The 18871-nt window shown below is 69.9% G+C and carries 21 protein-coding genes; 9 read left to right on the top strand and 12 right to left on the bottom strand.

Going from position 1 to position 18871, the window contains the following annotated elements; genetic code table 11:
• Positions 1-6 precede the first annotated feature (6 nt).
• The 4 genes from KZ829_RS25020 to KZ829_RS25005 all read right to left on the bottom strand — a co-directional run bounded on the left by KZ829_RS25020 (position 7) and on the right by KZ829_RS25005 (position 4966).
• Complete coding sequence (locus KZ829_RS25020; protein WP_308285649.1) at positions 7-1881, bottom strand: glycoside hydrolase family 127 protein; 1875 nt, start codon at positions 1879-1881, stop codon at positions 7-9.
• A gap of 7 nt (positions 1882-1888) precedes the next feature.
• Positions 1889-2692, bottom strand: a complete 804-nt coding sequence (locus KZ829_RS25015; protein ID WP_220146344.1) for a carbohydrate ABC transporter permease — start codon at positions 2690-2692, stop codon at positions 1889-1891.
• 2 nt (positions 2693-2694) lie between these two features.
• Positions 2695-3615 (bottom strand): carbohydrate ABC transporter permease, encoded by a 921-nt coding sequence (locus KZ829_RS25010; RefSeq protein ID WP_308285648.1) that lies wholly within the window; start codon positions 3613-3615, stop codon positions 2695-2697.
• A gap of 61 nt (positions 3616-3676) precedes the next feature.
• Entirely contained in the window at positions 3677-4966 is a 1290-nt protein-coding gene (locus KZ829_RS25005) for an ABC transporter substrate-binding protein (RefSeq protein ID WP_308285647.1), read from the bottom strand.
• A 178-nt stretch (positions 4967-5144) separates the two neighbouring features.
• On the opposite strand from KZ829_RS25005, the gene KZ829_RS25000 reads away from it, so the two are divergent.
• On the top strand, positions 5145-6152 hold the full coding sequence (locus KZ829_RS25000; protein WP_220146343.1) for a LacI family DNA-binding transcriptional regulator: 1008 nt from the start codon (positions 5145-5147) through the stop codon (positions 6150-6152).
• On the opposite strand, the gene KZ829_RS24995 is transcribed toward KZ829_RS25000, so the two are convergent.
• Complete coding sequence (locus KZ829_RS24995) at positions 6121-6531, bottom strand: RNA polymerase sigma factor (protein ID WP_220146342.1); 411 nt, start codon at positions 6529-6531, stop codon at positions 6121-6123. The two genes, KZ829_RS25000 and KZ829_RS24995, sit on opposite strands and share 32 nt — an antisense overlap.
• Here KZ829_RS24995 and KZ829_RS24990 point away from each other — a divergent pair.
• Positions 6494-7297, top strand: coding sequence for a hypothetical protein (locus KZ829_RS24990; protein ID WP_220146341.1), 804 nt, complete (start codon positions 6494-6496; stop codon positions 7295-7297). The two genes, KZ829_RS24995 and KZ829_RS24990, sit on opposite strands and share 38 nt — an antisense overlap.
• 27 nt (positions 7298-7324) lie before the next feature.
• Here the strand turns inward: KZ829_RS24990 and KZ829_RS24985 are convergent, their stop codons facing one another.
• Positions 7325-7642: a hypothetical protein gene (locus KZ829_RS24985; RefSeq protein ID WP_220146340.1), complete on the bottom strand. Its 318-nt coding sequence runs from the start codon at positions 7640-7642 to the stop codon at positions 7325-7327.
• 78 nt (positions 7643-7720) lie between these two features.
• Between KZ829_RS24985 and KZ829_RS24980 the strand changes: the two genes are divergently transcribed.
• From KZ829_RS24980 to KZ829_RS24970, 3 genes are all read left to right on the top strand, one after another.
• Positions 7721-8176, top strand: a complete 456-nt coding sequence (locus KZ829_RS24980; RefSeq protein ID WP_220146339.1) for a Clp protease N-terminal domain-containing protein — start codon at positions 7721-7723, stop codon at positions 8174-8176.
• Between the two features lie 479 nt (positions 8177-8655).
• Positions 8656-8898 (top strand): GNAT family N-acetyltransferase, encoded by a 243-nt coding sequence (locus KZ829_RS24975; RefSeq protein WP_308285646.1) that lies wholly within the window; start codon positions 8656-8658, stop codon positions 8896-8898.
• On the top strand, positions 8891-9253 hold the full coding sequence (locus KZ829_RS24970; protein ID WP_220146338.1) for a hypothetical protein: 363 nt from the start codon (positions 8891-8893) through the stop codon (positions 9251-9253). Before KZ829_RS24975 ends, KZ829_RS24970 begins: the two co-directional genes overlap by 8 nt.
• Positions 9254-9260: 7 nt before the next feature.
• Here the strand turns inward: KZ829_RS24970 and lipB are convergent, their stop codons facing one another.
• Positions 9261-9926: a lipoyl(octanoyl) transferase LipB gene (lipB, locus tag KZ829_RS24965; protein ID WP_220146337.1), complete on the bottom strand. Its 666-nt coding sequence runs from the start codon at positions 9924-9926 to the stop codon at positions 9261-9263.
• A gap of 132 nt (positions 9927-10058) precedes the next feature.
• Here lipB and KZ829_RS24960 point away from each other — a divergent pair, with 132 nt between their 5' ends.
• The gene (locus KZ829_RS24960) at positions 10059-10544 is read left to right on the top strand and encodes a hypothetical protein (protein ID WP_220146336.1); all 486 of its coding nucleotides are present in this window, start codon (positions 10059-10061) and stop codon (positions 10542-10544) included.
• Between the two features lie 5 nt (positions 10545-10549).
• Here KZ829_RS24960 and KZ829_RS24955 read toward each other — a convergent pair whose 3' ends face one another.
• Entirely contained in the window at positions 10550-10987 is a 438-nt protein-coding gene (locus tag KZ829_RS24955; RefSeq protein ID WP_220146335.1) for a MarR family winged helix-turn-helix transcriptional regulator, read from the bottom strand.
• 99 nt (positions 10988-11086) lie between these two features.
• Between KZ829_RS24955 and KZ829_RS24950 the strand changes: the two genes are divergently transcribed.
• Both KZ829_RS24950 and KZ829_RS24945 read left to right on the top strand, forming a co-directional pair.
• Complete coding sequence (locus KZ829_RS24950; protein ID WP_220146334.1) at positions 11087-12337, top strand: alpha/beta hydrolase family protein; 1251 nt, start codon at positions 11087-11089, stop codon at positions 12335-12337.
• A gap of 31 nt (positions 12338-12368) precedes the next feature.
• A complete protein-coding gene (locus KZ829_RS24945; protein ID WP_220146333.1) occupies positions 12369-12755 on the top strand; it encodes a nuclear transport factor 2 family protein in 387 nt (128 codons plus the stop codon).
• A gap of 33 nt (positions 12756-12788) precedes the next feature.
• Here the strand turns inward: KZ829_RS24945 and KZ829_RS24940 are convergent, their stop codons facing one another.
• Genes KZ829_RS24940 through KZ829_RS24925 form a run of 4 tightly spaced genes read right to left on the bottom strand, consistent with a single transcriptional unit; the run spans position 12789 to position 17726 of the window.
• Positions 12789-13859: a tetratricopeptide repeat protein gene (locus KZ829_RS24940; protein ID WP_220146332.1), complete on the bottom strand. Its 1071-nt coding sequence runs from the start codon at positions 13857-13859 to the stop codon at positions 12789-12791.
• Positions 13856-16108: a CHAT domain-containing protein gene (locus KZ829_RS24935; protein WP_220146400.1), complete on the bottom strand. Its 2253-nt coding sequence runs from the start codon at positions 16106-16108 to the stop codon at positions 13856-13858. Before KZ829_RS24935 ends, KZ829_RS24940 begins: the two co-directional genes overlap by 4 nt.
• 5 nt (positions 16109-16113) lie before the next feature.
• Positions 16114-17304 (bottom strand): tetratricopeptide repeat protein, encoded by a 1191-nt coding sequence (locus tag KZ829_RS24930; RefSeq protein WP_220146331.1) that lies wholly within the window; start codon positions 17302-17304, stop codon positions 16114-16116.
• Entirely contained in the window at positions 17301-17726 is a 426-nt protein-coding gene (locus KZ829_RS24925; protein WP_220146330.1) for a hypothetical protein, read from the bottom strand. The genes KZ829_RS24930 and KZ829_RS24925 overlap by 4 nt, the downstream gene beginning before the upstream one ends.
• A 73-nt stretch (positions 17727-17799) precedes the next feature.
• Between KZ829_RS24925 and KZ829_RS24920 the strand changes: the two genes are divergently transcribed.
• The gene (locus KZ829_RS24920; protein ID WP_220146329.1) at positions 17800-18744 is read left to right on the top strand and encodes an aldo/keto reductase; all 945 of its coding nucleotides are present in this window, start codon (positions 17800-17802) and stop codon (positions 18742-18744) included.
• Positions 18745-18871: the final 127 nt, after the last annotated feature.

The following is an 18871-nucleotide window of genomic DNA, read 5'->3' as shown; positions in this document are numbered from 1 at the left end:
ACGGGGTCAGGTGGTGGGTAGCCAGACGCGCATGGTGGACGGACCACGACGGGCCCAGCGGTGATAGGGGTGGAGCGGAATCTCCACCGAATCAGCGAGACTCGGAGCGGGGGGCGGACCGTAGGGCCAGCTCGTGTCGTGGCCAGGGTGGATGTGCCCGGTGACGATCACGGCGCCGTCGCGGTCCACCGGCTCGGCGGCGGGATCCAGGCGGACGGTGTCGACGGTCAGGCCGGGTGGCAGGTCGAGGGATTCGAGACAGTAGACGACCGGTCCGCGTTCCACGGCGGCGTTTCCGCGTACCGCGTCGATCCTGGCGTCGGGGAAGGTGAGCCGCGGCCGGACCGCCAGATCGAGCACCAGCGTGTCGCCCGCCGTGAAACGGCGACGCACCGCGGCGAGGCCCGGCGCCACCGGCACGCCGTCGAGGGTCGCCTCGGTGGCCCAGTGCGGGATCCGCAGGGTGAGCGTCCACGCCGTCTCGGGCGCGGACACCACCCGGATGGTGACCCGCCCGTCGGCCGGGTACTCGGTGTCGATGTCCAGACCGATGTCGCCCACCCGGATCGACGCCGGCGTGTACTGGTGGAGCTGCACGCCGCCGTCGTCGTCGGTGGTGGCCAGGTAGGCGGCCAGGCTGCTGAACGTGCGGGCCAGGTTGGTCATGCAGCAGGACACCGCGTACCAGGGCGCGCGCAGGCTGGACGCGGCCCGCGGGACCAGGGTGTCGGCGGCCGGTTCGATGCCGGGGACCCGCTGGTGCAGCGTGTTCGTGTAGAAGAATCGGGTGCCGTCGTCGGACGGTGACGTGGCGATGACGTTGAACAGGACCCGTTCGATCAGGTCGGCGTAGCGGGGGTTGCCCTCGGCCAGCAGCAGCCGCCAGGCCAGCATGATCGAGCCGACCCCGGCGCAGGTCTCCTGGTAGGCGCGGTCCGGCGGCAGCACGAAGTCGTCGCCGAACGCCTCGTCCTGATGGCGGGATCCGATGCCACCGGTCAGATAGGTACGCCGCGCGACCGTGGCCCGCCACTGCCGGGCGACCGCCTCCAGCAGTTCGGTGTCGCCGGTCTCGACGGCCACGTCGACCGCGCCGGACGCCAGGTAGACGGCCCGGACCGCGTGCCCGCGCAGCACCCGGGCCTCGCGGATCGGCATGTCGTCCTGGAAGTAGGCGCGGCCGAACTCGATGTCGTCGAGCACCTGCCGGCCGCGGCGCTCGACGAACAGCCGGGCCTGGTCCAGGTAGCGGCGGTTGCCGGTGACCCGGTACAGCTCGACCAGGGCGGGCTCGATCTCGGCGTGCCCGCAGACCGAACCGATGCCGTCCGGGCCGAACGTGTCGCAGACGTGGTCGGCGGCGCGCACCGCCACGGTCACCAGGTCGTCGTGACCGTGGGTGCGGGCCCGGGCCACCCCCGCCTGGATGAGGTGGCCGTAGCAGTAGAGCTCGTGGCCCCACTCCAGGTCGCTGTAGCGGGCGGCCTGGCCGGGCCGCCCGAAGTTGGTGTTGAGGTAGCCGTCCGGCTGCTGGACCGCGGCGACCCGGGCCACGATGGCGTGGAACCGGTCCTCGTACGCCGGATCGCCGGCCCAGGCCAGCGCCTCCAGGTACTTGTAGACCTCGGAGTCGGAGAACTCGCGCCCGCGGCGGCCCTCCACGGTCGCGCCGAAGTTGCCGAGCCAGCCGGCCCGTTCCAGCCAGTGCTCGATGTGGTCGAAGGAGGCGGTCCGGCTGGTGTGCTGCCGCCGTTGCCAGAACCCGGGACGCAGGGTGACCTCGTGCAGGCCCAGCGGCCGCAGCCGGCCGGCGCTCGGGGCAGCCGGAGTCCCGCCGCGCCCGGTCCATTCGCCGGACACGACGGCTTTCTCGATCGTCACGTGAGAGTCAACCCTTCAGTGCGCCGGACAGGAACCCGCGGACGTAGTGCCGCTGGAGGGCGAGGAACAGCAGGATGCAGGGCAGTGCGAGGGTGACCACCCCGGCCTCGGTGGCGCCGTAGTCGACGATGCCCATCACCTGCTGGCGCATGTTGGCGACGGCCAGCGGCAGGGGCGCCCGGTCGGAGTCGCTGATCAGCACCAGCGGGGTGATGAAGTCGTTCCAGGCGGCCAGGAACGCGAACAGGCCGACGGTGATCAGGCCGGGCCGCACCGCCGGGAGCATGATGTGCAGCAGGGCGCGGAAGCTGCCGCAGCCGTCGACCAGCGCCGACTCGCCGAGCTCCTTGGGCACCGCCTCGAAGGAGATGCGCATCATGAAGACGGCGAACGGCAGTTGGAACATGGTGAGCACCAGCGCCAGCCCGACCAGCGAGTTCTGCAGGCCGAGGTCGTTGAGCAGGACGTAGAGCGGGATCAGCAGGGTCGCGTAGGGCACCATCAGGATGGCCAGGGTGACCAGGAACAGCAGGTTCCGGCCGGGGAAGCGGAACATCGCGAACGCGTACCCGCCGAGCAGGGACACGCCCAGCGTGAACAGCACCGTGCACACCGACACGATCGTCGAGTTCAGCAGGTACTGCCCGATTCCGGCCTGGTAGTTCGCGAGGGTCTGGTAGTTGCCGAGGCCCCAGCCGGAGGTCTGCGCGGTGCCGGCCTGCGGGCTGACCGAGGCCACCGCGGCCCACACCAGCGGGGAGAGGAAGAGGACGGCGAGGCCGCCGCCGACGACGTGCTGCGGGGTGCGCATGGTCAGTCCTCCCTGCCGCGCAGGCCACGGAACTGCAGGACGTTGACGACCAGCAGAACCGCCAGGACGAGGATCGAGAGGGCGGCGGCGCGGCCCAGGTTGTTCTGGCCGTAGAAGGCCATGTTGTAGACCAGCTGGACGATGGTGATCGTGCTGTTGTCCGGGCCGCCCTTGGTGAGGATGTAGAACTGGTCGAAGGCCAGCAGCGAGCCGGTCACGCAGAGGATGGCGCACAGCGCGAGCGACGGTTTCAGCAGCGGCACCGTGATGTGCCGGAAGGTCTGCATCCGGCTGGCGCCGTCCAGGCGGGCCGCCTCGTAGACGTCACCGGAGATGCTCTGCAACCCGACCAGCAACAGCAGCATGTAGAAGCCGGCGAACCGCCAGACGATCAGCGCCACCGTGGACCAGAGCGCCGAGTTCGGGGTGCCGAGGAACGAGTCGATGCCGAGGAAGCCGAGCGGGGTGCTCTGCGGCGAGTAGAGGGCGTAGAACAGCAGCGACGCCGAGGCCAGGCCGAGCGCCGACGGCACCAGGAAGGAGCTGCGCAGGATGCCGGTCCAGCGGCTCGATTCCTGCACCAGCAGTGCCAGGGCGAGCGCCAGGCCGAGCAGGATGACGGTGGTGACGACGGTGTACTTGATCGTGAACCAGACGGCCGGCCACAGCAGCCGGTCGTCCATGACGTCCTGGTAGTTCTCCGGCGCGTTCCAGCCACGGTCGCCGGTGAACAGCCCCCAGTCGGAGACCGACATCCGCGCGACCAGGATCACCGGCACGACGAAGAAGATCAGGACGAACAACGCGGTGGGTGCCGCGTAGGCCCATCCGGTCAGCTTCGGCCTGCGACGTCGCTTCGAACCCTTCACCGGTACGGCCGGCGAGCTCCGTTGTTGTTCCAGGGTGCTGACGGGAGATGCCACGGTGGGTCGGTCCTTCGGGTTGGTGCGGCGCCCGGTTTCCGCCACCGGGCGCCGCCACTCGTCACTGGGCCAGGACTCCGGTCAGGGCCTCGTTGTCCTTCTCGAGGCTGCCGGCGTCGCCGTACACCTGATTGCGCAGAAGGGTGACCCACGGGCTGCCCGGCGCGTTGAACGCCTGCTGGAAGTTGACCGAGACCGGGGTCTTGCTCTGCGGCGAGGCCGCGGCCTTGTTGATCGTCACCACCCGCGGGTCCTTGGCCGAATACTGGTTGTCCACCAGATCGGTGCGGGCCACGCTGGAGTTGTTCTTGGCGAGCACCTCGACCTGCGCCGCCTCGGACATCAGCCAGGACATGAAGTTCCACGACTGCTGCGTCTTCTTCGAGTCCTTGGAGATGCCGATGCCATCGCCGCCGACGAACGTGGAGCCACCACCGGAGACGCCCGGGATCGCGGTGACGCCGACATCGACGGTCTGCGACGCGGTCGGCAGCAGCGTCGCCGGGTAGGGCATCACGCCGACCTTGCCCTCCTGGAAGGCCGCGACCCAGGTGGGTCCGGTCTCGTCCTTCGCGCCCGGCGCGATCGCACCCGCCGCCTGCAGTTCCCGCCAGGTGGAGTAGACCTTCTGCGCGGCCGGGCCGTTGAGCATCGACTTCGTGCCGGCCGGGTCCATCACCTCCTCACCGCTGGCCCAGACCATCGGGAACCAGGTGAAGACGTTGCAACCGCCGCAGTTGCCGCCGAAATAGGTGCCGTAGACGTCCTTCTTGCCGAGCTTCTGGACGGCGAGGGCCTGCTGTTTGAACTCGTCCAGGGTGGTCGGGCCCTTCTCCGGGTCGAGTCCCGCCTCCTTGTAGAGCCCCTTGTTCCAGAACACCACCGACAGGTCCAGAACGAAGGGCAGCACATACTTCTTGCCTTCGTAGGTGCCGGCCTGGACGTGCCCTTGGTTGATCTTGTCGGCGTAGGAGAGCTGGCCGATGCTCTCGGTCAGGTCCCAGAACAGGCCCGACTTGGTCCAGTTCGGCACGTAGACGATGTCGGCGGCGAACAGGTCGGGCAGGTCGCCGCTGCCGGCCGCCGCGCCGACCTTGGCCACGTAGTCGTCGTTCGGGACGATGGTCAGTTTCACCTGGTTCTTGTGCGAGGCGTTGTACGCCTTCACCAGGGCATTGGCTTGCAGTTCGAGGGGGGCGCGGGTCCACAGGGTCAGTTCGGAGCCGTCGTCGACCCCCTCGACGCCGGCGCCGGCCGGCGGGGCGGCTGTTCCTTTGTCGCCGTCCCCGCCACAGGCGGCCAGCCCGGTGATGAGCAGGCCTGCCAGGGCGGCGCTCAATATTCGACGCACGGAGCACCTCCGGTTTTCGGTGAGTTTCGGTGCGGGTATATTCGCGGGTACGCTCGGGACGAGTTGAGCAGTGAAGAGGTACGAGCCAGGCGTACCGAAAAGGTTTTCCGGAACGTAATACGGAGGAAAAACCGTTGTCAAGAGCTTCGATGACCCGCTCCGATGTGGAGGTGCTCCCGTGACCAACCGTCCCGTCACGCTCCGCGAAGTCGCCAAGCTCGCCGGCGTCTCCATCGCGACCGCGTCGAAGGCCCTCAACGGACAGCCCCAGGTCCGCGCCAGCACCCGTGACCGGGTGATTCGCGCTGCCGAGCAGCTGAACTTCTCGCCCAACACCCTCGCCCAGGGCTTGATCACACAGCGCAGCGGAACGGTCGGGCTGCTCACCTCCGACCTGGAGGGCCGTTTCTCCATCCCGATCCTGATGGGCGCCGAGGACGCTTTCGGATCCGACCAGACATCGGTGTTCCTCTGCGACGCCCGCGGCGACAACGTGCGCGAGAAGCACCACCTGCGGGCCCTGCTGTCGCGCCGCGTCGACGGGCTCATCGTGGTCGGCGCCCGCCCCGACGCCCGCCCGTCGCTGGGCGAGCTGCCGGTGCCGGTCATCTACGCGTACGCGCCGTCCGAGGACCCGGCCGACCTGTCCCTGGTCACCGACAACATCGGCGGCGGCCGCCTCGCCGTCGACCACCTGATCAGGCACGGCCGCCGCCGCATCGCCCACATCACCGGCGACGCCACCTACGGCGCCGCCCAGGACCGCGCCACCGGCGCCCTGGCCAGACTCACCGAGGAGGGCCTCGAACTCGCCGGCGATCAGGTGTGGTTCGGCAACTGGTCGGAGGCGTGGGGCCGCGGCGCCACCCGCATGCTGCTGCAACGCGACCCGGAGATCGACGCCGTCTTCGCCGGCTCCGACGAGATCGCCCGCGGCGTCCTCGACGTCCTCCACCAGGAGAAACTCGATGTGCCGTCCCAGGTCGCGGTGATCGGATTCGACAACTGGAACATCCTGGCCGCCAACGCCCGGCCGCCGCTGTCCACCGTCGACATGAACCTGGAACAGCTCGGCCGCCTGGCCGCCCAGCGCCTGTTCACCGCGATCGGCGGCACCCTCGGCTCCGGCACCGAGACCGTCCCGTGCCGCCTGATCACCCGCGAGTCGACCGCCCCCGTGGGTTGACCGTGGTGGCCTCGGCCAGGCGTTCGGTGAAATAGGCGCGTTCGGTCTCGTTGCCGGTCAGATCCAGGGCCCGCCGGTAGGCGTGGGCCGCCTCGGCGTTCCGGCCCAGCCGCCGCGGCAGGTCCGCCTGAACGGCCGAAAGGTGCCGGTAACCGGCCAGGCGACCGCCGAGTTCCAGCCACTCGACCTCGGCCAGCGCCGGCTCCGGCCCGTGGACCTCCGCCACCGCACGGTTCAGCGCCACCACCGGTGACGGCCACACCCCCGACAGGTCGTCGTAGAGCGTCAGGATCTGCGGCCAGTCGGCCTCGCCGGGCACCCGGAACGGGATCCGGGCGGCCGTGATCTTCTTCTTCGCCCGGGTCAGCCGGGCCGCCATCGCCGGCTCGGAGACGAGGAACGCCTGCGCGATCTCCCCGGTCCCCTATCGCCGGGCTCGGCATCACGGAGTACGAACCGGGCCCGCCCCGCTGTGCGCGCGCTGCCGGGAAACAGCCCAGAAGATCTTCGACGAATACCGCGACCAGCCGAACACGTCAGCTGTCGTCGTCTGTTCACGGCCGGACGGCACCTACGTCGACCCGGCACTGTGGGTTCCGGCCGCGCCGGTACCGCCGGCGCCGACCCCGCTACTGACCGCCGGCCACAAGGTCTGTGTGACCGGCCCGGGGCGGCCGGTGACCGGCACCGCACTGACGACGGCGCTGGCGGACGGCAACGGCGAGGAGCTGATCTATCAGTACGAGCGGCTGGGGGGCGGCGAGACGATGAACGTGGGCGGTTCCCCGCCCCTGGAGTTCCGTCCCGGCGACCTGGCGCCGGGCGCCAGTTACCGCTGGCGGGCCCGGGTCGACGACATCGCGGACCGGGCCTCCTCGCGGTACACGATCAGCCTGTCCGGCGCCCAGCGGCGCCGCCTCCGCAAGGGCACCGACATCGGCACGACCACCGCGCGGATGACCCGGACCGGCGTGCGGTGGACCGACCTCCTCTCGCAACTGGAGCAGTCGGCCTTCTTCGCGGACGAGGTGGCCATCGAGATCGGCGACGAGTCACCCCGACAGGACGGCATCGCCTACCGGCGCCTCCTCGGCGAGCTTTCCGTCGAGCTGGGCGGTCCACTCCACCCCCGTCACCTCGGCTGAGCCGCCGTCAGTCCGATTCCGCTGTCGCTATGGGGACTCGATGGCGCCCTGCCGCTCGTCTCCGGTATCGAAGAACGCGTCCAGATAGGCGTCCGGTTCGAGGGTGCTCCCACGGAGCAGGGAGAAGATCTCCGCCCCGTGACCGGGTTCGTCGGACAGGGCGTAGACCTGCGCCAAGCCGAGATATTCACCGGCCACATCGGCGGCATACGCTTTCGCTTCGGCCTCGGCCGAGGTCACTGCTTCGGCGTACGTCGACGCACGCCAGAGCGTGATCCGTTCCTCGTAAGTCGCGGGCGTCCCGTTGCCGAACCGGCAAATACACCGAACCGAGAACCATTCCATCCGCGGAGTGTGCCCTACACCGCCGGACGGCGCTTTGCCATAGTGGGAGCGGATGTCGGCGGAAGTCCTGGAGCGGCCGTGATCAGCGATGAGGCACCGATCTCCCGGTTCGACGATCGCGCGAGGCGCGTGGTGAGGCTGGCCCGGCAGCAGGCCGAGGACCGCCGCGGTGAGGCGATAGCGCCGGCACACGTTCTGCTCGCGCTGCTCGCCGTGCGGCGTGGACTGGCGGCGCGGGTGGTGGCCGGCCTCGCCGGTTCGTGTGCGCGTGCGGAGGACGCGATCGCCGAGATCCTGCCGCCCGGGCAGCGGCCGTCGCCGTCCCACATCCCGTTCACGGCGGCCGCCGAGGAGGTGATGGTCCGGGCCGCTCAGCAGGCCCGGCGGTGGGGCGACGACCACGTCGGCACCGAACACCTGCTGCTCGGTCTGCTGGCCGCGACGGACAACGCCGCCGTTGCGAGGCTCGGGGCGGTCGGGGTCGACTACGACACCGCTACTGCGGAGATCGGACGGCTGCGGGCGGCCGGCTGACCTCCGATCGGCACGGCCTCCCGATGGCTGGCCGGTCGTGACCGGTGGCCGCGCGCGGCTCGCCTTCCCAGGCCGGCGCACACGGCCGGTCGGCAGAAGCCGTGGTGGCCGCACACGGAAGACGCCGCGTGTGCGGCTGCCACGGCTGTCTGCCATGTGGGCGACCACGACACCGCCACCGTGTGTGCCCACCCACCTCGCGGGACCGCGACCACCCGCCTCGGGCGACCGGCGTGACGGCCGAAAGTGGGCAACCCGGGTGCCTGGCCGGAAAGAGCGTGACCACCCGCTCGGGGTGGCCGAATGGCGATCCGGCCGTGACCGGCGGCGCATGAGAACGCGGCGATCGGCCGGCCCGCCCGGTCACCGATCTACGCCCGGCGGGCGCGGCACAGGCGGGAGTGGGCAGCGAGATCGCGCCGACCGGACGGAACGGCCCCGATGAGGCGGGACGACGTCACGCGTACCGGGAAAGGGTCGTGAGCGAAACCTCGACCACGACGCTCTCCAGACTCCGCCGGGTGATCGTGCGAAGGGGCAATGTGGCGGATGCGCTGATGGCCGCGATCCTGGCGAAGGCCCGCGAACGGGGGCTGCTGCACGTGACCGTCCACTCCGGCCGCCGGGCGGTCGATTTCTACAGGCGTAACGGTTTCACCCGTCACCGCCAGATTCTGATCTGGGAATCGGCACCTCCGGATGCCACGATGGGCCATGCCTGAAGTACGAGTCGTCAGCACCGTCCTGCACGCGATGGCTGTGGTGATCTTCGGTCTGCTCGCGTGGAGCGGGGCCGACGGGATCCGGTCGGGTGTGCCGGAGCTCGGCGTGCCGATGCTCATCGCCGGCGTAGCGGGTTCGGTCGGCGCGCTGGTGATCCTGTCGTCGGTGCTGCGCCGGCGCCACGGGACCGCGGATCAGTGCGCGGCGCGGATCGGCATGGCCGTGGCCGCGGTGGTCACCGTCGTGGTCGGCGTCTCCCTGGCCCCGGCCGGGTGGGAACGGGGCTTCGTCATCGCGGTGAACGCCGGAGTCGGCGTCCTGCTGGCCGTTTTCGCCGCGCTCGCCGGGAAGTAGTCACCGTTCAGCCCGTCGTGACCGCTCCGAGGCGGGCCGCGACGGCGTCCCGGATCTCGGCGTCCGACGGCATCCGGACGCCCTGCTCGGCGGCCATCCGCCGTACCGAGGTCATCTCGACGTCGCGCAGGCCGCAGGCGGTGAACGTGTCGTAGACCGACATGTCCGGGTCGATGTTGAGGGCGAAGCCGTGGCTGGTGATCGTGCCGCGCACCCGCATCCCGATCGAGGCGACCTTGCGGTGGTCCGGCGTCCACACCCCGACCAGACTGGTGGCGCCGCGCGGGGTGTCCCGGCGGACGGCGGTCAGGCCGAGGTCGGCGAGCGCGGTGATGAGGCCGAGTTCCAGCCAGCGGACGATGTCGCCGGGTCCGCGCTCGCGCAGCCCCAGCACGAGGTAGCCGACGAGCTGGCCGGGGCCGTGGTAGGTGGCCAGCCCGCCCCGGTCGGTCGGCACCGCCGGGATGCCGGGGAACAGCGCGGCGAGGTGCTCCGGGCTGGTGGCCCGCCCGTAGGTGACCACCGGCGGATGGCTGAGCAGGAACAGCCGGTCCCCGGTCGCCCGCTCACGCCGCTGCCGGACCCACTCGTCCATGTCGGTCATGGCCCGCTCGTACGGCACCTCGCCGAGATCGATCCGGACCAGCGGCGGCGATGTCCTGTTCTGCCTCATCACTCCTCCATCGAAGCAGCCGTCCGGCGGTGTCGTAGCATCCACCGTCACGGCGTTGATCTTGGAGGCGGGATGGCAGGCGGATACGGCAGCGGATGGACGCCGGAACTATGGCGTCGCGTGCTGGGATCGATGCTCGCCCTGTTGGTGATTCTCCTGGTGGGCCGGAATATTCTGGCCAAGGAGCCGGCCGGGAACGAGGTCGGGAAGCAGGCGATCATCGACTCGTTCTTCACCAAGGGACGCGTTCAGGTCGCCGACCCGAACGCCCTGGACCAGTGGCTGGGTGAGCCGGTGACGGTGTTCGTGGACCAGACCGAGTTGCGAGTGACGCCCACCCGGGCCACCACGGGTACCGGGGGCTGCGCCTCGGGTCCACGGGTCACGGTCGACCTGACCGTGGAGCCGGCGGCCGATGCGGCGGTCCTGGCCCTGGGCAAGTTCCAGCTGAGGACCGCGGACGGTTCCGTGGTGGGCGCGATCACGGGATGCTCGGAGGGTTTCGGGGAGACCACCGGCCGGCTCTCCATCGTCTTCGAGGCGGAACGGCCGGACTGGCTGATCCTGGCCAACCCGACCGAGAGCCCGGAAGCGATGTGGCAGCTCCAGGCCTCCTAGGAACGTCAGCCGAAGGCGACCTTCGTCAGCAGTTCGGCAAGGGTCTTGCGCTCACGGTCGGTGAGGTTCGCGAAGCTGACGTCACCGGCCACCCGCACCGCCGTGAGCCCCTGCTCCAGAAGCTCCCGGCCGTCGGCCGTGGCGACGATGATCCGGGAGCGCCGGTCCCGCTCGTCCGGGCGGCGCTCGACCAGCCCGCGCCGCTGCAACTCGTCGACGAGAGCCACCACCTGACTGGGGTCGAGGTTCAGGAACTCGCTGAGTTCCCGCTGCGTCGGCCCCAGGTCCTGGCCGGCGAGCCACAGCACCGACAGTGACCGGACCTTGAGGTCGAGCGGCGCCAGGCGGGCGTTCGCGGCGCCGCTGGTCACCGCACGGGCACGAGCCAGCAGGAAGGCGGGGTCGGCGGCCAGGTCCGATCCGAGCAGCCGATGTTCAGACATTGAAAACCTCAATCATTGACTTTCTCAAATATACGGCGGGACGATGGCGGGCACGCGAGCCTCAGGGAGGACCTCATGCGTACCGTGAAGTGTTTGGCCTTGGCAATGACTCTGGCCGTCGCGGCCGCGCTGCCCGGCAGCCCGGCCACCGCGGCCCCACCCGCCGGAGAGCACCGCGGCACGCTTGCGAGCGGGGCCACCTGGCTGGGCCACATCCCGGACGACTGGAACGGCACGGTCCTGCTCTTCGCGCACGGCTTCGGCCCGCTGCGCCCGCAGGACGCGCCCAGCGACCGGACGCGGGAGCTGCTGCTCGCCGAGGGGTACGCCATGGTCGGCTCCTCCTATTCCGGCCCGACCATGTGGGCACTGGAAACCGCTCTCCCCGACCAGCGCGCCGCCCTGCGCGCCTTCGAGGACGTCCTCGGCACGCCGCCGAGACGGACCATCGCCATCGGACGATCAATGGGCGGCCTGGTCAGCGCACGGCAGGCGCACGACCCGCGCGGCGGCATCGACGGGGTGCTCACCACGTGCGGGATCGTGGCCGGCGGGCTGAACCTCAACAACTACCAATTGGACGGGCTGCACGCGCTCTCCGAACTGCTCGCTCCCGGCCGTACCATCCCGTTGGTCCGTTACGACAGCCCGGAGCAGGCCGCGCAGGCCGCCGCCGACATCCTCGCCGTGACCACCGAGGCGCAGGCCTCGCCCCAGGGCCGCGCCCGGATCGCGCTGGCCGCCGCCCTGTTCAACCTGTCCGGCGGGACCGGCGACCCGGCCGAGCAGCAGCAGCGGCAGTTCCTCGCGCTCACCGCCGGCGGCGCCCTCAGCCGGTACGTGACCGCCCGCCAGCAGATCGAGCTCTCCGCGGGCGGCAACAGCGCCTACAACAAGGGCGTCGACTACCGCGCCCTGCTGACCGGAAGTGTTCACTCGGTGCAGGTGCGGGCCCTCTACCGGGAGGCGGGCCTCGACCTGCGCGCCGACCTGAACCGGCTCACCGCGACGGCGGACGTGACCGCCGACCCGTGGGCGGTCGCGGACCTGCGCCACTCGTCGATGGTGAACGGACCGCTGCGGGTTCCGCACCTGACCATGCACACCCTCGTCGACGAGCTGGTCCCGGTCGAGCACGTCGCCTGGTACGCCGCGCACACCCGGCACCGCCCGGATCTTTTCCGCAGCCTCTACGTGAACGCCACCGGCCACTGCGCCTTCCAGCCCGCCGACGATCTGGCCGCGCTGCACCTGCTGGAGGCACGCCTGGACACCGGTCGCTGGCCACGGATCGCGCTCCATCACCCTGGACGGCTGGTCGGCGGACTCGGCGAACCCGGGCGGCTATAGTCAACAAATTGACTATCCCCCCGGAGGATCGATGACCACCTTCCGTAAAGCCGTGGAAGCCCGCGACGCCGCCGCCATCGAGGCGCTGCTCGCCGACGACGTCGTCTTCACCAGCCCGGTCGCGTTCAAGCCCTACGAGGGCAAGCCGATCACCGCGGCCATCCTCCGCGGCGTGCTGCGGGTCTTCGAGGACTTCCACTACGTCCGCGAGATCGCCGACGACCGTGACCACGCCCTCGTCTTCGAGGCCAAGGTCGACGGCAAGGCCATCACCGGCTGCGACTTCCTGCACTACGACGAGAACGGCCTCATCGACTCGTTCATGGTCATGGTCCGCCCGCTCTCGGCGGCACAGGCCCTGGCCGAGGCGATGGGCGCGCAATTCGACCGGATCCGCCAGGAAGCCACAAACCCCTGAACCCGTTTCCGGTACGGGCGGAGCGCCGCGAAATCAGGATGCGGCGCGCGCCCGTGCCAGTTCCTGACGCACGTGCTCGAGCGCGGCAATATGGGCATCAAGGTCCCGGTAGTCGATTTGTCGATCAAGCTCGACGGCGGACTCGAGTTCTCGGACAGCCTGATCGAGGTCGCCCGCAGCCCGATGAACCATCGCCTTGTTGAACCGGGTGATCGCCTCCCCAATCCGATCACCCATCTCCTGGCGGATGGACACCGCTCGCGCGAGGTGCCCCACCGCCCGGCGCCGATCGCCCAGGTCGCTGTACGCAAGACCGATATTGCTGAGGGTTGTCGCCTCACCCGCCCGATCGCCCACTTCGCTCTGGATCCGCAGCGCCTGTTCGCAATACTCCAGTGCCCGAAGCTGATCACCCAGTGCGCTGTACACGAGCCCGATATTGTTGAGGGCTATCGCCTCACCGGCCCGATTGCCCGAATCCCGCACGATGGGCACCACCTGCTCGAAGTAACCCAACGCCCGACGAGGATCACCCAACTCGTCGTACACGCCACCAATATTGTTGAGAGCTGCCGCTTCGCCACCCTGATCGCCGATCTCTCGCACGATGGGCACCACCTGCTCGTAGTAGCCCAACGCCCGACGTGGATCGCCCAAACGCTTGTGGACGCTACCGATGTTGTTCAGCGCAGCCGCCTCCCCTATCCGGTTTCCCGTCTCCCGGGCCAGGGGCAGAGCCTGCTCCAGGAATTCCAGCGCTAGCTGCGAGTCGCCGAGGCGGTTGTGTGCGACGCCGAGTTCGTTGAGAATGACCGCCTCGTTCGACTCGTCGCCGGCCGACCGGCACAGGACCAGGGCCTGCTCATATGAGACCAGCGACTGCCGGTGCAGGCCGATGGCGGTCTGAGCCCTGCCCAGATGATGTAGCGCAGCGGCGTCCGGGCCCAACGTCAGGGTCGAGCATGCGAGAGCCACAACATCGGTGAACCGCGACCGCTGTAGCCATGTCGGCGACAGCCGGCGTGCCAGGTCTCGGGCTATCGTCGGCTCCCCGCCGGCCACCGACAGGCGGTGCACCTCCAGCCATCGTTCAACGGACGTCATGACGTGGAATCGGACTCGGCGGGGTCGGTGACCCAGATCTTGTAGAGGGAGCGGGCGGCCGCAGCGCACGCCGCGACGTGCTCCTCGTCGGTGAGGAGCGGGCGGATCAGCGGGCGCAGGACGTTGGAGACGAAGTAGCGGGGCTGGCCGTTCTCCGGGTCGGTGCCCTCTTCGAGGAGGCCGAGATCGGCGGCCCGCCGGATGTGCTTGTCGGCGTCCGGATGGTCGTGGACGGCGCGGACCGTCTCGGCCGGCACCGGCAGCTCCACGACGTTCACCTTGGCGAGCATCCGCCGCAGATCCTCGGGCTGAGAGCTGAGCAGCTTCTTCGCCAGGATGGTCTCCCGGCGGAAACGGTCCGCCTCGGCCTGGATGGCGGTGATGAAGCCGTCGATGTCGAGGCTGGAGTCGGCGACGATCAGGTCCAGCCAGTCCAGCAGACGCGGGTTGCCGGCCGCGGCCTCGATGGCACGCTCCCGGATGCCGGGGTCGAGAGCGGAACCGGGCCGCAGGTTGGCCAGGTTGGAGATCTTCTTGTCCTGCTCGACCTGGGACAGGGTCTCCAGCGCCTCGACGACGACGGTGGTTCCGGCGGGCTCCGGGAAACGGTACCGGCTGGTGATGATGACGCGGCTGGGGCTGCCGGTCTCGCGGATCGCCTTCAGCAGCGCCGGCAGGATGTCGGCCATCTCGGCGGAGAGGACGTAGCCGCCGTTGCGCTCCTCGAGGTTGCCCTCCTCGAAGTCGTCGAACACGAAGAGGCACGGCGTCTGCGCGAGCGGCCCCTTGAACAGGAACCGCAGCCGGACGGCGAGCGGGGCCTGCTCGTTGTCGAGCAGCTTGGTGGCCTCGATCTGCTGCTCCATGGTCGGGAAATCGATCTTGTCGGTGAGTTCCCGGAACTTGGTCGGATCGACCCGGCCGTACCAGACGACACGCTGGTGGGTGGGCATCCGCTCCAGCAGCCGGGAGGAGAGACTGCTCTTGCCGAGACCGCCCATCCCCTGCAGGACGAGGGCCTCCGCGGCGCCCGGCCCACCCAGGGGCTGTTTGAGGGTCCGCAGACAGCGCTGGATGACGCGCCGCCGCCCGACGAACGCGGCCCGGGACGCCACCCGGGACAGCCGGGTCTGCGGATCCAGGAAGTCCTGGTCGGCGGAACGGATCCGCGGCAGCGCGCGCCCGAACGTCCGCAGCGGCGTGACCAGGGGCGCGAGCGGCGAACGGTCGGCGTAGACCCGCAACAGGTGCCAGTCGCAGCTCTTCTGGGCGAACAGGTGCCGGCGGGCCTCGACGATCGCCCGGTCGAGGCGCTGCCCGTCGGCGAGCGCCTGGTAGAGCTGTGCCGCGAACTCGGTCGCCGCCAGGTCACCGACCGGCAGAGCCCATCCCAGTACGGCGGGGGCACCGGCCCGTACCAGGCTCTCGCTCATCGACGGCAGCGTTCCGCCGTCGGGCGCGTTCCCGGTGAGGCAGCCGGAGACGAAGACGAGGCGGGGCCAGTACCCGGCCATGGCCTGGGCGATCTGATCAGCGGTCACATCGGAGCGCCGGCCCAGCTCGTCCTCGGCCACGAAGACGGGTTGCCCGTCCTTCCCGATGGTGGCGTGGCCGCTGAGATGCAGGACGTCGAAATAGCCCTCACCGTGGTCGAGGCTGAGGAACCGCAGACCGTCCAGGGTGCCGCTCTCCTCGACCACCAGCTCGCTGCCGGCGCGCGAGGTCGCGGCCAGGATCTCCCCCTCCTCCCGCTCGTAGTTCAGCACCGGCGTGACCCCCTCCGGGGAGGTGGCCATGAACAGCACCCGCAGGGGCCGGTTACCGGGAGCGACGGGTTCCTTGAGAGCCGCGTTGGTGCCGATGGCCCGCACCGGCAGCAGCGGCGCCGTCCCGGAGACGGTCAGATAGGCGCCGTCCCTGGCGAGCAGCTCCCAGGGCAGATGCCGGAGCCGCTCGGCCGCCGTGATCCGCAGCGTGCTGCCCGGCGGGCTGCCGAGGACGTCCTCGAGCCACCGCTCGTCGGAGTCCAGCAGTTCCGCCAGCTTCGCCCCGAGCTCCCGCAGCTGCGACGACTCGAAGAGCTTCTGAGCGATCGCATGCGGGGTGTAGACATGCTCCACCACCCCGATCAGCTCCTCGATGGCGGCCTTGTCGAGCGCCCGCGTCTTCGGCTTCCCGTCGCCGCTGGACAGCCGAAGCTCGGAGTAGTCCGAGGTCTGCTCGAAGACTTCCAGCTCGAACACATTCATCCGGCTCACGACCGATCCTCGTTCTCTCTCGCTGCCTGTTCGATGTCGCCGAGGTACCTGCGCAGCGCACCCGATGCCGGGTGTCCCATCCGCTCGGCCAGATCAACCGCTCCGCGCTGGAACTCGAGGGCTTCGTCCACCCTCCCCATCTCCACCAGCAGAGCGGCCAGATTGGATCTGACGACCACCTCGGAACTGCGATCACCGACTTCGAGGACGACCTCGAGGACCTCTTCCATGCCCTCCCTCGCCCCGTCGAGGTCGCCCAGCCCGAACAGGATCGCGCCGATGTTGTTGAGCGTGGTCGCCGCGCCCACCCGGTCGCCTATCTCCCGACGGATGGACAGTGCCTTCCGCAAGAACTCGAGCGCCCGCTCGCTCTCTCCGACGTCGCCCAGCAACACGCCGATGTTGGCGAGGGTCACCGCCTCGCCCTGCCGGTCGCCGACCTCACGCCGTAGCGACAGAGCCCGGCGGTAGTAGTCCAGCGCGCCTGGCTGGTCCCCCAGGCCGTCATGGGCGAGACCGATGTTGTTGAGCGTGGTCGCCTCGCCTGCCCGGTCACCGATGTCCCGTTGGATCGACAGCGCCTGCTGGTAGTGGTCCAGCGCCCGCTGTGGATCTCCGAGATGGCGAGAGGCGAGGCCGATGTTGCTGAGAGTCACCGCCACGCCGGCCGAGTCACCGATCTCGCGGCTGATCGGCAGAGCCTGCTGGTAGTACTCCAGCGCACGCTGCCATTCACCGAGGCCGTCATAGGCGAGACCGATGTTGTTGAGAGCGGCGGCCTCGCCCTCCCGGCCACCGACGTCCCGGGTGAGGGGCAGCGCCCGCTGGTAATAGTCCAACGCCCGCCGCCGGTCGCCGAGGCTCTCGAACACGCCACCGATGTTGTTGAGAGCGGCGGCCTCGCCTCCCCGGTCATCGGTCTCCTGGTAGAGGCGCAGCGCCTGCTCATAGCTGGACAGAGCCTGCTGAAGCCGCCCCAGGGACGATTGGGCGCCACCGAGGTGGTTGAGGGCGGGCGCATGCGGACCGAGCGTCAGGGTCAGGCGCGCGAGATCGATGACGTCGGTGAAGCGCGACCCGCGCAGCCACACCGTCGCCAGCCATCCCCCGATGTTCCGGGCGATCACCGTCTCCCGTCCCTTCACCGCCAGGCGGTGAACCTCGACCACCTGCTCGATCGAGGTCATGACGGCGCCTCTTCCGCCTGGGCTCTCGCCGCCTGTTCGATTTGAGCGAGGAGTGCCCGCAACCGATCAAGGTCTGGACGGCTCACCTGCTCGGCCAGCGCCACCGCCCGCCGCTGCAATTTGACGGCCTCGCTCAGCCTTCCCCCACTCGCGAGGACCACGTCCAGGTTGGAGTTCTCACGCTGGATGGACAGGGCCTGCCGGAGATCTCCGGTCGCGGACTCGGCCCATCCCGGATCGTAGAAGGCGCTGGCGTCCGGCCCCAGAGTCAGCGTCAGGCGCGCGAGGTTCGCAGCGTCCGTGAACCGGGACGTGAGCAGCCACTTCGGCGCCAGCACCTGCTCGAGCCGGCGGGCGATCGCCGGTTCCCGGCCGGCCACCGCAAGGCGGTGGACCTCGACCCAGCGTTCGACAGTGGTCATGACTGGGACTGACGGACAGGATGGTGACGGTCGATTGATTTTGTCTTCACAGTCGGGGAGTACGGTGATCTTCATGAGTGGCATCGGTGCTGGGCTTGAGGTCTTTCCGCTCGCCCTGGGTGGCAACACGTTCGGCTGGACCAGTGATGAGACCGCGTCGCACCAGGTGCTCGACGCCTTCGTGGAGGCCGGGGGCGACTTCCTCGACACGGCCGACGGCTACTCGGCCTGGGTGCCGGGCAATTCCGGCGGCGAGTCGGAGACGATCATCGGGGACTGGATCGCCTCGCGCGGCAGCCGGGACCGGGTGGTCATCGGCACGAAGGTCAGTCAGCACCCACAGTTCCGCGGCCTGGCCGCCGCCAACGTGCGGGCCGCCGCCGACGCCTCGCTGAAGCGGCTGCGGACCGACCACATCGACCTGTACTGGGCGCACTTCGACGACCCGAAGACGCCGCTCGAGGAGACCGCGGCCGCGTTCGACGGGCTGGTCCAGGACGGCAAGATCCGGGCGATCGGCCTGTCGAACTACACCGGTGAGCGGATCCGCGAGTGGTTCCGGATCGCCCGCCGGAACGGGCTCACCCTGCCGGTCGCCGTGCAGCCGCACTACAACCTGGTTCGCCGGGGTGGCTATGAGAGTGACAACGCCCCGGTCGTCGCCGAGGAGAATCTGGCTGTCGTGCCCTACTACGGGCTGGCCAGCGGGTTCCTCACGGGGAAGTACAAGACGGCCGAGGATCTCGACGGCGCGATCCGGGGCGGCGCCGCCGGCAACTACCTCAACGACGCGGGGCTGGCCGTCGTGAAGGTGCTGGAGGAGATCGCCCGGGACCACGGCGTCGCCCCGGCGGCCGTGGCGCTGGCCTGGCTGCGCGGGCGGCCCGGCATCGCCGCCCCGATCGCCAGCGCCCGTACCCTCGACCAGCTCCCGGCGCTGATCGCCTCCGCGACCCTGAACCTGAGCGTCGCCGATGTGGAGGCCCTCGACGAGGTCTCGGCCCGGGTCCCGCAGTAGTGGTCGGTCGATGAGACCGGCGTGGTAGGAGGCGACCATGTCCTCGTCGCCGTTTCCGCCGGGCGGCCGCCCGGCGGAAACGGTCGGCACCGGCGGCCGCGACGTCCGTTCGTACCCCATGATGGTG

Origin of the sequence: Actinoplanes hulinensis (genome assembly GCF_019429605.1) — a bacterium.
In the GTDB taxonomy this organism is placed as follows: Bacteria; Actinomycetota; Actinomycetes; order Mycobacteriales; family Micromonosporaceae; genus Actinoplanes; species Actinoplanes campanulatus.
The sequence above is the reverse complement of the archived record's forward strand: the minus strand, read 5'-3'. Positions and strand labels throughout refer to the sequence as shown.

Bases quoted from the DNA above. Each gene is read 5' to 3' on its own strand.
- KZ829_RS25015 (WP_220146344.1), bottom strand. From the start codon at position 2,692: ATGCGCACCCCGCAGCACGTCGTCGGCGGCGGCCTCGCCGTCCTCTTC.
- KZ829_RS24995 (WP_220146342.1), bottom strand. From the start codon at position 6,531: ATGGCGGCCCGGCTGACCCGGGCGAAGAAGAAGATCACGGCCGCCCGG.
- KZ829_RS24985 (WP_220146340.1), bottom strand. From the start codon at position 7,642: ATGGAATGGTTCTCGGTTCGGTGTATTTGCCGGTTCGGCAACGGGACG.
- KZ829_RS24970 (WP_220146338.1), top strand. From the start codon at position 8,891: ATGCCTGAAGTACGAGTCGTCAGCACCGTCCTGCACGCGATGGCTGTG.
- lipB (WP_220146337.1), bottom strand. From the start codon at position 9,926: ATGAGGCAGAACAGGACATCGCCGCCGCTGGTCCGGATCGATCTCGGC.
- KZ829_RS24960 (WP_220146336.1), top strand. From the start codon at position 10,059: ATGCTCGCCCTGTTGGTGATTCTCCTGGTGGGCCGGAATATTCTGGCC.
- KZ829_RS24955 (WP_220146335.1), bottom strand. From the start codon at position 10,987: ATGTCTGAACATCGGCTGCTCGGATCGGACCTGGCCGCCGACCCCGCC.
- KZ829_RS24945 (WP_220146333.1), top strand. From the start codon at position 12,369: ATGACCACCTTCCGTAAAGCCGTGGAAGCCCGCGACGCCGCCGCCATC.
- KZ829_RS24940 (WP_220146332.1), bottom strand. From the start codon at position 13,859: ATGACGTCCGTTGAACGATGGCTGGAGGTGCACCGCCTGTCGGTGGCC.
- KZ829_RS24935 (WP_220146400.1), bottom strand. From the start codon at position 16,108: ATGAATGTGTTCGAGCTGGAAGTCTTCGAGCAGACCTCGGACTACTCC.
- KZ829_RS24930 (WP_220146331.1), bottom strand. From the start codon at position 17,304: ATGACCTCGATCGAGCAGGTGGTCGAGGTTCACCGCCTGGCGGTGAAG.
- KZ829_RS24925 (WP_220146330.1), bottom strand. From the start codon at position 17,726: ATGACCACTGTCGAACGCTGGGTCGAGGTCCACCGCCTTGCGGTGGCC.
- KZ829_RS24920 (WP_220146329.1), top strand. From the start codon at position 17,800: ATGAGTGGCATCGGTGCTGGGCTTGAGGTCTTTCCGCTCGCCCTGGGT.